At 39.1% G+C, this 13,685-nt stretch carries 14 protein-coding genes and 5 tRNA genes; all 19 read right to left on the reverse strand.

What is annotated here, in order from left to right; translation table 11 throughout:
• Positions 1–2: 2 nt before the first annotated feature.
• On the reverse strand, positions 3–3,806 hold the full coding sequence (gene rpoB, locus AY601_RS16885; RefSeq protein ID WP_068403176.1) for a DNA-directed RNA polymerase subunit beta: 3,804 nt from the start codon (positions 3,804–3,806) through the stop codon (positions 3–5).
• 153 nt (positions 3,807–3,959) lie between these two features.
• Positions 3,960–4,334 carry a 50S ribosomal protein L7/L12 gene (gene rplL, locus AY601_RS16890; protein ID WP_068403178.1) on the reverse strand — a complete coding sequence of 125 codons (375 nt, stop codon included), beginning with the start codon at positions 4,332–4,334 and terminating at the stop codon, positions 3,960–3,962.
• A 67-nt stretch (positions 4,335–4,401) separates the two neighbouring features.
• Positions 4,402–4,923 (reverse strand): 50S ribosomal protein L10, encoded by a 522-nt coding sequence (rplJ, locus tag AY601_RS16895; RefSeq protein WP_068403180.1) that lies wholly within the window; start codon positions 4,921–4,923, stop codon positions 4,402–4,404.
• A gap of 2 nt (positions 4,924–4,925) precedes the next feature.
• Positions 4,926–5,624: a 50S ribosomal protein L1 gene (rplA, locus tag AY601_RS16900; protein ID WP_068403182.1), complete on the reverse strand. Its 699-nt coding sequence runs from the start codon at positions 5,622–5,624 to the stop codon at positions 4,926–4,928.
• A 23-nt stretch (positions 5,625–5,647) separates the two neighbouring features.
• Positions 5,648–6,091 carry a 50S ribosomal protein L11 gene (gene rplK, locus AY601_RS16905; RefSeq protein WP_037443979.1) on the reverse strand — a complete coding sequence of 148 codons (444 nt, stop codon included), beginning with the start codon at positions 6,089–6,091 and terminating at the stop codon, positions 5,648–5,650.
• Positions 6,092–6,160: 69 nt separating this feature from the next.
• Positions 6,161–6,703 (reverse strand): transcription termination/antitermination protein NusG, encoded by a 543-nt coding sequence (gene nusG / locus AY601_RS16910; RefSeq protein ID WP_041878241.1) that lies wholly within the window; start codon positions 6,701–6,703, stop codon positions 6,161–6,163.
• A gap of 9 nt (positions 6,704–6,712) precedes the next feature.
• The gene (secE, locus tag AY601_RS16915) at positions 6,713–6,910 is read right to left on the reverse strand and encodes a preprotein translocase subunit SecE (protein WP_068403184.1); all 198 of its coding nucleotides are present in this window, start codon (positions 6,908–6,910) and stop codon (positions 6,713–6,715) included.
• 13 nt (positions 6,911–6,923) lie between these two features.
• Positions 6,924–6,994: transfer RNA gene (locus AY601_RS16920), tRNA-Trp, on the reverse strand.
• 123 nt (positions 6,995–7,117) lie between these two features.
• The gene (tuf, locus tag AY601_RS16925; RefSeq protein WP_068403186.1) at positions 7,118–8,305 is read right to left on the reverse strand and encodes an elongation factor Tu; all 1,188 of its coding nucleotides are present in this window, start codon (positions 8,303–8,305) and stop codon (positions 7,118–7,120) included.
• Between the two features lie 127 nt (positions 8,306–8,432).
• Positions 8,433–8,504: transfer RNA gene (locus AY601_RS16930), tRNA-Thr, on the reverse strand.
• 80 nt (positions 8,505–8,584) lie between these two features.
• Positions 8,585–8,657, reverse strand: a tRNA-Gly gene (locus tag AY601_RS16935).
• 16 nt (positions 8,658–8,673) lie between these two features.
• Positions 8,674–8,756, reverse strand: a tRNA-Tyr gene (locus AY601_RS16940).
• A gap of 41 nt (positions 8,757–8,797) precedes the next feature.
• Positions 8,798–8,870: transfer RNA gene (locus AY601_RS16945), tRNA-Thr, on the reverse strand.
• 175 nt (positions 8,871–9,045) lie between these two features.
• Positions 9,046–9,393: a ribosome hibernation-promoting factor, HPF/YfiA family gene (gene hpf, locus AY601_RS16950; RefSeq protein ID WP_068403188.1), complete on the reverse strand. Its 348-nt coding sequence runs from the start codon at positions 9,391–9,393 to the stop codon at positions 9,046–9,048.
• A gap of 15 nt (positions 9,394–9,408) precedes the next feature.
• Positions 9,409–10,293 carry a tyrosine-type recombinase/integrase gene (locus AY601_RS16955; RefSeq protein WP_068403189.1) on the reverse strand — a complete coding sequence of 295 codons (885 nt, stop codon included), beginning with the start codon at positions 10,291–10,293 and terminating at the stop codon, positions 9,409–9,411.
• 146 nt (positions 10,294–10,439) lie between these two features.
• On the reverse strand, positions 10,440–10,634 hold the full coding sequence (gene rpsU, locus AY601_RS16960; RefSeq protein WP_041878250.1) for a 30S ribosomal protein S21: 195 nt from the start codon (positions 10,632–10,634) through the stop codon (positions 10,440–10,442).
• 172 nt (positions 10,635–10,806) lie between these two features.
• Entirely contained in the window at positions 10,807–11,979 is a 1,173-nt protein-coding gene (locus AY601_RS16965) for an acyl-CoA dehydrogenase family protein (RefSeq protein WP_068403192.1), read from the reverse strand.
• 162 nt (positions 11,980–12,141) lie between these two features.
• The gene (locus tag AY601_RS16970; RefSeq protein ID WP_068403194.1) at positions 12,142–12,672 is read right to left on the reverse strand and encodes an adenine phosphoribosyltransferase; all 531 of its coding nucleotides are present in this window, start codon (positions 12,670–12,672) and stop codon (positions 12,142–12,144) included.
• A gap of 2 nt (positions 12,673–12,674) precedes the next feature.
• Complete coding sequence (locus AY601_RS16975) at positions 12,675–13,577, reverse strand: ComEA family DNA-binding protein (RefSeq protein WP_068403196.1); 903 nt, start codon at positions 13,575–13,577, stop codon at positions 12,675–12,677.
• Between the last annotated feature and the right edge of the window lie 108 nt (positions 13,578–13,685).

Here is a 13,685-nt window from a genome sequence, read left to right on the forward strand (position 1 = left end):
CATTAGTCTAACGTAATATCTAAACCTAATCCGCGCAGCTCATGTACCAGTACATTGAATGATTCCGGTACACCTGGAGTCGGCAGGTTTTCGCCTTTTACAATTGCTTCATAAGTTTTGGCTCTACCGATTACATCATCAGACTTCACAGTCAGGATCTCTTGTAGAATATTAGCCGCACCAAATGCTTCTAATGCCCAAACCTCCATCTCACCAAAACGCTGACCCCCGAATTGAGCTTTACCACCCAATGGTTGTTGTGTAATTAATGAATATGGTCCGATTGAACGGGCGTGCATTTTATCATCAACCATGTGACCCAATTTCAGCATGTAGATAATACCTACTGTAGTTGGCTGGTCGAAACGCTCACCTGTTAAACCATTATGTAAATAGGTTCTTCCTGAAGCAGGAACACCAGCTTTAGCGATCCACGCTTCAACTTCATCATGCTTGGCACCATCAAAGATCGGAGTTGCAAATTTCACACCCAATTCTTTACCGGCCCATGCCAATACAGTTTCGTAGATCTGTCCAAGGTTCATACGTGAAGGTACACCCAGTGGGTTCAACACGATATCAACAGGAGTTCCATCATCAAGGAACGGCATATCTTCATCACGAACGATACGGGCAACAATACCCTTATTACCGTGACGACCAGCCATCTTATCCCCTACTTTTAGTTTACGTTTTTTAGCTACATAAACTTTAGCCATTTGCACAATACCTGAAGGCAATTCATCACCAACACTGATGGCAAATTTATCACGTTTATATGCACCCAGTTCTTCATTTACACGGATACCATAGTTGTGGATTAAAATTTTGATCTGATCATTTTTATCGTCATCAGTAGTCCATTTGTATGGATTAATGTGAGCGAATTCAAGATCAGCTAAACTTTTCTGAGTGAACTTAGCACCTTTAGGGAATAATAATTCCTTGTAAACGTTGAAAATACCCTGAGAAGTTTTACCATTTACAATCTGGAACAATTTGTCAACCAACTCATTTTTAAGATTGGTTGTAGCCAGATTATATCTCTTATCTAATTTCTCTATCGCTGCTTTTTCTTCAGCTTTAGTAGTTTTCTTAGCTCTTGAGAATAATTTAGTATCAATTACAACACCTCTGATCGAAGGAGGGGTTTTCAGGGATGCATCTTTCACATCACCTGCTTTATCTCCAAAGATAGCGCGTAATAATTTCTCTTCCGGTGAAGGATCAGACTCACCTTTTGGTGTAATTTTACCAATCAGGATATCGCCTTCTTTAACCTCAGCACCGATACGAATGATACCGTTTTCATCTAAATCTTTAGTAGCTTCTTCAGAAACGTTAGGGATATCTGGTGTTAATTCCTCTTCTCCACGTTTCGTATCACGTACTTCCAATTCAAACTCTTCAATATGCAATGAAGTAAAGATGTCTTCACGAACAATACGTTCACTGATTACAATCGCATCCTCAAAGTTATATCCCTGCCAAGGCATGAACGCTACTTTAAGGTTCCTGCCTAAAGCAAGTTCACCATTTTCAGTTGCATAACCTTCACAAAGTACCTGCCCTTTAACAACTTTCTGACCTTTTTTAACAATTGGTTTTAAGTTGATACAAGTATTCTGATTGGTTTTCTTGAATTTAATTAATTTATAAGTTTTGCTATCACCTTCAAATGATACTAAACGATCTGCATCGTTTCTTACATATTTGATAGTAATTTCGTTAGCATCTACATATTCAACAACACCATCACCTTCAGCATTGATCAATGTTCTTGAGTCACGTGCAACACGACCTTCCAGACCAGTACCAACAATCGGAGCCTCAGGACGTAACAATGGTACGGCCTGACGTTGCATGTTGGAACCCATCAGGGCCCTGTTCGCATCATCATGCTCAAGGAAAGGAATCAATGAAGCAGCAATCGATGTAATCTGATTAGGTGCCACGTCCATTAAGTCTAATTTCTCAGGCTCAATAATCGGGAAGTCACCCTCGTAACGTGCTTTAACACGTGCAGTGGTGAAATTACCTTTATCATCATAAGCAGCGTTTGCCTGTGCGATAGTTTTACCATCTTCATCTTCTGCAGAAAGATAAATTACATCTTCATCTACAGCAACGATACCGTCTCTTACGATCTTGTATGGCGTTTCTATAAATCCTAATGTATTGATCTTCGCATGTACACAAAGAGATGAAATCAAACCAATGTTTGGTCCCTCTGGTGTTTCAATCGTACACAACCTGCCGTAGTGGGTATAGTGAACGTCACGCACCTCGAAACCAGCTCTTTCACGGGAAAGCCCACCTGGGCCTAATGCTGAAAGACGACGCTTGTGCGTAATCTCTGCAAGAGGATTTGTCTGGTCCATAAACTGTGACAACTGGTTTGTACCAAAGAATGAGTTAATAACCGACGATAAAGTACGGGCATTAATTAAGTCTGTTGGTGTGAAAACCTCATTGTCACGAATGTTCATCCGCTCACGGATTGTACGCGCCATACGCGCCAGACCTACACCAAACTGAGCATATAACTGCTCACCTACTGTACGTACACGACGGTTTGACAAGTGGTCAATATCATCAACCTCTTCTTTGGAGTTGATTAATTTGATCAGGTATTTAACAATTGCAATAATATCTGCTTTTGTTAATACTTTAACATGATCAGGAGTATCCATCTTCAACTTACGGTTGATGCGGTAACGACCTACATCTCCTAAGTCATAACGTTTGTCTGAGAAGAATAAACGCTCAATGATACCTCTTGCAGTTTCCTCATCAGGTGGTTCTGCGTTACGCAAAGCACGATAGATGTTTTCAACAGCCTCTTTTTCAGAGTTTGAAGTATCTTTTTGTAATGTATTATATATAATAGTATAATCAGCCTGACTAGCACCATCATCTTTAGATAAGATAATAGTTTTAACGCCAGCGTCAATGATCATATCAATATGCTCGTCTTCTAAAACAGTATCCCTGTCTAAGATCACTTCGTTACGATCTATCGAAACTACTTCACCAGTATCTTCGTCTACAAAATCTTCAACCCATTTTCTTAAAACTCTCGCAGCAAGCTTACGTCCGATATATTTTTTCAAACCAGATTTGCTAACCTTAACCTCATCAGCCAGGTCAAACAATTCAAGGATGTCTTTATCAGAATCGTAACCAATTGCACGTAAAAGTGTGGTAACCGGGAATTTTTTCTTACGGTCGATATAAGCATACATGACGTTATTTACGTCAGTAGCAAACTCGATCCAGGATCCTTTGAAAGGAATCACACGCGCAGAATAAAGCTTGGTTCCGTTAGTGTGACGGCTCTGGCCGAAGAACACACCTGGAGACCTGTGTAACTGAGAAACAATTACACGCTCTGCACCGTTGATTACGAATGTACCTTTAGGAGTCATATATGGAATAGTACCCAGATATACATCCTGAATGATAGTTTCAAAATCTTCGTGCTCCGCATCATTACAAGACAATTTCAACTTTGCCTTTAAGGGAACACTATAAGTTAACCCACGGTCAATACACTCAGGTATATCATAACGTGGTGGGTCAATAAAATAATCAAGGAATTCCAAAACGAAAATATTTCTGGAATCAGTGATTGGAAAGTTTTCAGCAAATACTTTAAACAAGCCCTCTGTGTGACGGTTGTCTGAAGTAGTTTCTATCTGGAAAAATTCTCTGAATGATTGCAACTGTACATCTAGAAAATCCGGGTAATCTATGATGTGCTTACTACGTGCAAAATTTACTCTTTGGTCGACTTTATTTGCCAAGGTACTAAAGTTAATTTAGTTTAAGAATAAACTATTTGTTTGGTTTGCCGTGAACATCTCACCAACCAAACTTAGATGAAATGTATATAAACAGGTATAGACTCCGACTGTACAGTCGGAGTCTATGTTTAAAGTTATATTAAAATTAAGTGATTACTTAATCTCAACTACAGCTCCAGCTTCTTCTAATTGTTTTTTCAAAGCTTCAGCTTCGTCTTTAGAAACACCAGTTTTTAATTCTTTTGGTGCACCGTCAACTAAGTCTTTAGCTTCTTTCAAACCTAATCCAGTTAAGTCTTTAACCAACTTAACAACTGCTAATTTAGCACCACCAGCTTCTTTCAAGATAACATCGAAAGTAGATTTTTCTTCAGCTGCAGGAGCAGCATCACCAGCAGGACCTGCAACAGCAACTGCAGCAGCAGCTGGTTCGATACCATACTCGTCTTTAAGGATTTGAGCTAATTCGTTAACTTCTTTTACTGTTAAGTTTACTAATTGCTCAGCAAACGCTTTTAAATCTGCCATTTTATAGAGTTTTTAAAATTTGACGTGAAAAATAATTTATAATAATATGAAACTTATAAGGTGTTCCTTAACCTTCTCTTTCCTGAAGAGTTTTAACAATTCCTGCGATTTTACCACCACTAGATTTAAGTGCTGAAATAACATTTTTAGCTGGCGATTGTAGCAAGCCAATGATGTCTCCAATAAGCTCTTCTCTTGATTTCAAGCTTACTAATGCATCTAAATGATTATCTCCAACATAGATTGCTGTGTCAATAAACGCAGCTTTCAACTGTGGTTTGTCAGATCCTTTTCTCAAGGCTTTGATCAGCTTAGCCGGACCATTACCTGTTCTTGAGAATAATATTGCTGACTGGCCTTTTAATGCTTCAAAAATACTTGAATTGTCGCCTTCTAGTCCTTCGATCGCTTTTCTGATCAAAGTATTTTTAGCAACCTGCATTTCAATACCGCTTTCGAAACATTTGCGACGGATGTTGTTAATTTTCTCAACAGATAAGCTTGATGTATCAGCAATATAAAAATTGCCAAAGTCCTGCATCTTCTCTTGAAGAGCCGAAACTACTTCGTGTTTTTCTTCTCTGTTCATAATTAGATCCCTGCTACTGATTTTGTTTCGATTGCGATTCCAGGACTCATTGTAGAAGAAACATGAATGCTCTTAAAATAAGTTCCTTTAGCAGCAGATGGTTTAAGCTTAGAAATTACTTGAAGAACTTCTAATGCATTTTCATATATTTTTTCTGCTGGGAATGATACTTTTCCTACCGAAGCATGAATGATACCACTTTTGTCAACTTTAAAATCAATCTTACCGCCTTTTACGTCAGTTACTGCTTTACCAACTTCGTTAGTTACAGTACCTGATTTTGGGTTTGGCATAAGGTTACGTGGACCTAAAACGCGGCCCAGTTTACCTACTTTAGCCATACAAGCAGGAGTAGTGATAATAATGTCAACATCAGTCCATCCACCTTCAATCTTGGCAACATATTCGTCTAAACCTACGAAATCTGCACCTGCCGCTTTAGCTTCGTCTTCCTTATCAGGATTACAAAGAACTAATACACGTACAGTTTTACCTGTACCGTGTGGTAAAGTAGCGATACCACGGACCATTTGATTCGCTTTACGCGGATCAACACCTAAAGCGATGTCGATATCAACCGAAGCATCAAATTTAGTAGTCGTGATTTCTTTTACCAAAGCAGCCGCATCCTGTAAAGAATACGTTTTACCAGATTCTAGTTTAGCATGTGCCTTTTTTTGATTTTTTGTTAATTTAGCCACTGTTGTAAACTGTTTTTTGTTAATTAATTTGTCCAGGGTGCATCGCCGCTAACGGTGATTCCCATACTGCGTGCTGTACCGGCAACCATACTCATTGCCGACTCGATAGTGAATGCATTTAAATCAGTCATTTTATCTTCAGCAATTGACTTAACCTGATCCCAAGTCACCGAACCAACTTTCTTACGGTTGGGCTCAGCAGAACCACTCGCTAATTTAGTAGCATCCTTTAACTGGATAGCAACCGGCGGGGTTTTGATGATAAATTCGAAAGACTTGTCAGCATAAACAGTAATTACAACAGGTAATACTTTACCAGGCTTATCTTGGGTACGAGCATTAAATTGCTTGCAAAATTCCATGATATTAACACCTTTAGCACCTAATGCAGGTCCTACTGGTGGTGATGGATTTGCAGCTCCTCCTTTGATTTGTAATTTAACAAGCGCACTGACTTCTTTTGCCATTTTCTGATTTGTTAATTGTAATACTCAATGTTAAAATGTTGGAAGCATGTAACATTTAAGATCTTTATTCTATTCTTTTTCTACTTGCATATAGTTAAGCTCCAGTGGAGTTTTTCTTCCGAAAATCTTAACCATTACTTTTAGTTTTTTCTTTTCTTCGTTAACCTCTTCAATCACACCAGTAAAGCCATTGAAAGGACCGTCCATTACTTTAACGTTCTCACCAACATAATAAGCTACATTCATAGTCTCACCCTGCTGACTCATTTCATCTACTTTACCCAGGATACGGTTAACTTCTGCCTGACGCATTGGAACCGGGTTTCCACCTTTATCCCCTAAGAAACCGATTACGCTGTTCACATTTTTGATAATGTGCTCTAACTCACCGTCCAAAGTTGCTTCAATCAAAACATAACCAGGATAAAAGTTGCGCTCTTTTGCAATCTTCTTTCCTTCTTTCATCTGGTAGTATTTTTCCATAGGGATTAATACCTGCGGAACGAGATGAGAAAAACCTAAACGACTGATCTCTGAATCGATGTATTGTTTTACCTTCTTCTCTTTTCCGCTTACCGCCCTAACTACATACCATTTTAGCTGATCGTTCATTTAGTTCTATTAATTAGAAAGTGATTTATAAAAAGTATCTAGCACAAAAGTAGATCCCTTATCCATTGCAAAGATAACCACTGCAATAATAAACGAAGCTACCAAAACCAGCACTGCAGAATTTTGCAATTCTCCCCATGTAGGCCAGGTAACCTTCTGGGTCATTTCCTCATACGATTCTTTAATAAATTGAACTATGCTAGCCATATCTAAGTTTTTGCACGGGAACAAGGATTCGAACCCTGATCAAAGGTTTTGGAGACCTCTATTCTACCGTTGAACTATTCCCGTGTATAAGAATCAACCTCTGAAGGTTAATACAAACATTTGTTAGAACAAAGTACCCAGACTATGACGTCCGGGCACTTTGTATTATTATTTAATTGCTTAGCGACCCGAAGGACGGTTAAGTAATTATTTTACAATTTCAGTTACCTGACCAGCACCTACTGTTCTACCACCTTCACGGATAGCGAAACGAAGTCCTTTTTCCATTGCGATTGCGTTGATCAATTTAACATTGATTGTAACGTTATCACCTGGCATAACCATTTCAGTTCCTTCTTGAAGAGTGATCTCTCCAGTAACGTCTGTGGTACGGAAATAGAATTGCGGACGGTATTTGTTAAAGAATGGAGTGTGACGTCCACCTTCAGCTTTTGATAATACATAGATCTCAGCTTTGAAATCTGTGTGAGGAGTTACAGAACCTGGTTTACAGATAACCATACCACGACGGATATCAGTTTTCTCAATACCACGTAACAATAAACCTACGTTATCACCTGCTTCACCATAATCAAGGATCTTACGGAACATCTCAACACCTGTTACAGTTGATTTAAGATTTTCTGCACCCATACCCAAGATCTCAACAGGATCTCCAGAGTTGATTACACCACGCTCAATACGACCAGTTGCAACAGTACCACGACCAGTGATCGAGAATACATCTTCAACAGGCATTAAGAAAGGAAGTTCAGTCAAACGTGGAGGGATTGGAATGTAGCTATCTACAGCATCCATTAATTCCATGATTTTACCAACCCATTTCTCATCGCCATTCAATCCACCTAAAGCAGAACCTTGAATAACTGGGATATCATCACCTGGGAAATCATAGAAAGATAATAATTCACGAACTTCCATCTCTACTAATTCTAGTAATTCAGGATCATCAACCATATCCACTTTGTTCATGAAAACCACCAATGAAGGTACACCTACCTGACGAGCCAATAGAATGTGCTCACGAGTTTGTGGCATAGGACCATCTGTAGCCGCTACAACGATAATAGCACCATCCATTTGCGCCGCACCTGTAACCATGTTTTTCACGTAATCCGCGTGACCTGGACAGTCAACGTGAGCATAGTGACGGTTAGCAGTTGAATACTCAACGTGTGCAGTGTTAATAGTGATACCTCTTTCTTTTTCCTCTGGAGCAGAGTCAATCGAATCAAATGAACGCGCCTCAGATAAACCAGCATCAGATAACACTTTAGTGATAGCTGCTGTTAAGGTTGTTTTACCGTGGTCAACGTGACCGATAGTGCCGATGTTTAAGTGCGGCTTGCTGCGGTCAAACTTTTCTTTTGCCATGTTTTTATACTTATTAGTAGGTTAACTTTTATTTTTAATTATTGTTTTGATACAATTCAATACAAAAAACCTTGTTCATTCTGAGCATAATGCCAGATTTAACAAAGCTTTTTTATCTTTATTCCTGAGCCAACGATGGGACTTGAACCCATGACCTCTTCCTTACCAAGGAAGTGCTCTACCGCTGAGCTACGTCGGCTTTTTTATTCTCTTCACAATCTTCAATACCGGTCCGGCATTTAAACTGTGACCATTATGCCGACTGCTCTTTGAATCAAGAGCGAAAGACGAGGTTCGAACTCGCGACCTATAGCTTGGAAGGCTATCGCTCTACCAACTGAGCTACTTTCGCTTTTATTATTATAAAGTGGGGGGAGAAGGATTCGAACCTTCGAAGTCTCGCGACAACAGAGTTACAGTCTGTCCCATTTGGCCACTCTGGTATCCCCCCATTCCTCCTAAACCGCCACATCTTAAATGCGGGTTTAAAAGAGCCTCCTATCGGGATCGAACCAATGACCTACTGATTACAAGTCAGTTGCTCTACCAGCTGAGCTAAGGAGGCTTATTATTATTTATTAAACATTCACAGAACAAACCAACTCTTTATGGGTTAACCCCTGTTCCGAATTGGAATGCAAATCTACAAGAATATTTTATAGTTGCAAAACTATTTTGAAAAAAAAACCAGCAGACTGTATTCTGCTGGTTTTATATTTAAAATTTCCAAAAATAGATACCTAATAATCAGACACTTCATCGGCATTTAATACGGCCTTAAACTCAGAAACTTTTATTCTGTTTTTTTCTTTATGTTTTGTTATTTGCTTTTTTAACGACTCAATTGACAAATCTGTCGCTTCTTCGAAAGACTTGCATTGCTCCTTTGCGAATAAAATTCCACCAGGAACCATCAGTTTGATCTCACTTATTTTGTTAGCCTCATCGTCTACATTCTCCAATTTTAAATAAACTTCCCCACTTATGATCTGGTCGTGGAACTGTTCCAGCTTGTCAACTTTCTTTTGAATAAAGTCTAATAATTTGTGATCTGCATTGAAATGGATTGATTGAACTGTAATTTTCATGTTGTCCTCCTTTTTTTATGCCTTTGGATGGGCCTGTTTATATATTGATTTTAATCTTTCTATAGAATTATGCGTGTATACCTGGGTGGCCGCTAAGCTGGCATGTCCAAGTAATTCCTTGATCGCATTTAAATCTGCTCCCCTGTTCAGCAGGCTTGTTGCATACGAGTGCCGTAATACATGGGGACTTTTTTTATCCTGTGTGGATATATATGTCAAATAACTTTTTACAATCTTATAAATAAAGACCGGGTAAACTGCTGTTCCTTTATTAGTAACGAACAAGTCATCCGTTTTGTTATTAAATTTCTGTAACGATTTCAACTCAATATACTCTTTAAGCTGATTAATAAGTTGTTTGGTCACAGGAATAATTCTTTCTTTTTTTCTTTTCCCCAAAACCTTGACAGATTCCTGGTAAAAATCAATGTCTGTTTCTTTCAAACCTAAAAGCTCTGCTAAGCGCATCCCTGTCCCGAAAAGCACTTCAATGACCATTTTATCACGAACAGAAGAAAAAGTCGCGTCAAAGAACTCTCCTGAGTCCAGCAGGTGGTCCAGCTTCTGTTCCTCTATAAACACCGGCAACCGCTCAGGTGTTTTAGGAGCTTTGATTAATGACATTGGACTGGTGGAGATAATTTTCTGGCGATAAAGATATTTATAGAACCCCCGCAAGCTTGATAATTTTCTGCCAATAGAGTTGGACCCAACTTTATCTTCCATCAGGTGAACAATATAGTCCCTTATATGTACATATTTAGCCTCTTCAGGCTGCATCTCATAAGTTTGTTCAATATATTCATTAAACTGTACCAGGTCCGTTCTATAGGCGAGTACAGTGTGTGGAGAATAGCGCTTCTCGTGCTGAAGGTAGTTTAAGTAGGATTCTACTGACATTAATTACAATTATTATCCTTTTAGCGCCTGTTTTAAATTAAAACAGGCGCTATAAAAGTCAATGTACGGAATTACTACCTAAAAAGAAAGCGCCACCGGAAAAATCCAGCGGCGCTTTAAAATATTTAAAATTAAAAGGGGAAGAATTAAATCTTTCCTTCTAAGTGCATATTTTCTTTATAAATCGCGTGCTTAACTAATGTACGACGAGCTACAGATTTTTTCTCGTATGCCTGACGGCTACGTAGTTCTCTCAATACACCAGTTTTTTCAAATTTCTTTTTGAAACGTTTAAGGGCTTTATCAAGTGATTCGCCGTCTTTAATATTAATTATGATCATAACGTTAAAATACCTCCTCTCGTTGTTTTAAGGATTGCAAAGGTAGAACATAAAACCTTATAAAACAAGCACAAAAAAATCCAGTATGCTTTCGCCTACTGGATTGGTAAAATATATTTGGTTAGAATATGTCGTATTGTATTTAAACAGCTTTTTTAGGTTTAGGCTGTTATTATTTATTTAAGATTTCTCTCGCAATTACAATTTTCTGGATCTCCGAAGTCCCCTCCCCGATTGTACATAACTTGCTGTCACGGTAAAACTTCTCTACCGGGAAGTCTTTCGTATACCCATAACCACCAAAGATCTGTACAGCTTCAGTAGCAGCCCTTACAGCAACCTCTGAGGCAAAGTATTTTGCCATAGCAGACTCTTTAGTCATTTTCTGACCACGGTTCTTTAAATCGGCAGATTGTCTGATTAACAATTCAGCTGCTTCAATCTCAGTAGCCATATCAGCCAGTTTAAAACTGATGGCCTGGAAACTTGAAATTGGCTGTCCGAACTGGTGTCTTTCCTGAGCATAGGCCAATGCTGCTTCATAAGCACCTTTAGCAATACCCAATGACAATGCAGCAATAGAAATTCTTCCACCATCCAGCACTTTCATAGCCTGTTTAAAGCCTTCACCTACATTGCCCAATAAATTAGCTACTGGTACACGGCAGTTATCAAATATCATTTCTGTAGTCTCAGATGCACGCATCCCTAACTTATTTTCTTTTTTACCAGCTGAAAAGCCCGGAGTTCCGCGTTCTACCACAATCGCAGAAATACCTTTAGAATCCCCTTTTTCACCTGTTCTTACCATCACTACAGCGATATCGCCTGATTTACCATGGGTAATCCAGTTTTTCGCGCCATTCAACACATAATGATCACCATCCAATGTGGCAGTAGTCATCATTCTCAGTGCATCAGATCCGGTATTCGCTTCTGTTAATCCCCATGCACCAATCCATTCGGCGGTTGCCAGTTTAGGCAGCCACATCATTTTTTGTTCTTCCGTTCCAAATGCAAGGATATGACCTGTACATAAAGAATTGTGTGCAGCAAGCGATAAACCTATAGATCCGCAAACCTTGGCTACTTCGACAATTACGTCTACATATTCCTGGTAACCGAATCCTGATCCACCGTAAATTTCAGGCACGAGTACACCCATCATTCCCAGCTCACCCAATTTCTTGAAAACCTCAACAGGAAAAGTCTGTGCTTCGTCCCATTCCATTACATGAGGACGGATATTCTTTTCCGTGAAATCTTTAACCATGCTTCTGATCATCAACTGATTCTCTGAAGTACTAAAATTGAACCCTGTATTTTGTGCTAACGTTTCTTGCATGTTTTATATTTGAATACGGCAAGTATAGAGAATATAAGCCCAAACAAGCAGTTGAATATTTGCCCGGAAACAGAACGAAACAGTATTTAGTTCATTTTACAGTATAGCATAAGAACTGAAGCCCTAAAACAGCAGCATTTTTTTTTTAACTATTTCAGCAGATTAATAAGAGGCTAATGCGAAATTGTTCTCAGAAAAGGCTTTTAGTCTGTCTTTTCCATTTAAAAAACCGAGTGCAATGATAAACGAGTAACCTGCAACTACCGCATCCAGTTTCTGAATCAGCTTAGAAGCAGCAACCACAGTACCACCCGTAGCTAACAAATCATCATGGATCAGCACATGCTGTCCTGGCAGAATAGCATCTTCATGTACTTCGAGTGTAGCACTGCCATATTCCAGGTCGTAAGACTGCTGAATAGTTTTGTGTGGCAATTTCCCCGCTTTTCTGATCGGTACAAAAGGAACATTCAGCAAATTTGCCAAAGCCATTCCAAACAGAAAACCTCTGCTTTCAATTCCGGCAACCACATCAATCTTAACTGCTGAAAGCTGCATGGCAAGGGCTGTAGTAATTTCGCCGCATAAAACTGCATCTTTTAAAATTGGTGTAATGTCTTTAAAAACGATACCTGGTTTCGGAAAATCGTTTACATCGCGTACAATCTGTTTTATTTTTGTTTCCATTGTCATGATTAAAAAGAAATATAAGGGGCCAGCTTCTCTATAGTTTCAGCAGATAATATTGCCACCTTTCTTAAGTCTGCAATATTACCATAATTTCCGTGTTGTTTTCGAAACTGAATGATTGCATTGACCTGTTTATACTTTAAATAGGGGTGATTTTTCAAATCATCAAACAATGCAGTATTGAGGTTAATTCTGGTCAGTGCCTGATCGTCCAGACTAAGCTGATCTTTAATCTCAGCATACTTTAAACTATCCAGCCCATATACCTCCAGCAGCTGTTCCTTTTTATAAAACCCACCAAGACGCTGCCGGTAATTGAAAATCCTTCTGGCAAATGCCGGTCCAACTCCCCTGACCTCCATCAATTGCAAAGTATCAGCAGTATTCAATGGTATAAATACAAATTTCTGCTGTGCAGGATAACGTTTCGCAGGATATTCAGGATTCTGCCGCTGTTGCTGCCTGTCGTGTTCCGGCCCGATACTTATATAAGGTATAAGCTTTTCATACATTTCCGGACTGATGACATACATCTTCTGCAGATCTTCTTTTTTAAAATACCTGCCTCCCTTCTCTTTATACCTGGTCATTACACCAGCCTGTTTTGCCGATAAACCTAACCGCTGCCAATCATCTGTATCAATCAGATTAGGGTCAAAATTAAAAAGGGCTGATTGAAGTGCCGGAGTTGTCAGCTTCTGCTGTTTGACTGCGTTCTCCTTTTCCGATTTCATCAGGATTAATTTATTGATGGCTGATCTTTCTGTCTCCGGATCTACCTGCTCCGGAAAAAAGAAGATATCAATAACAGGAATCGCCCTGATCAGTAAGATCAGCACAACCATAGCCAGCAAGCCATTATACTCCCGCCTGGAGAAATTGAAATACGAACTTAACCACTTTTTCATCTCCGCTCAATGTACTTCCCTTATTCAGGAACCTGGTTAACTTTCTGAATAAAATTCTTCTTTCGCTTATTTTCCAATAAGATGAGGCAATTATGACGGCAAAAAGGA

It is taken from the genome of Pedobacter cryoconitis, assembly GCF_001590605.1.
Classification (GTDB): Bacteria; Bacteroidota; Bacteroidia; order Sphingobacteriales; family Sphingobacteriaceae; genus Pedobacter; species Pedobacter cryoconitis_A.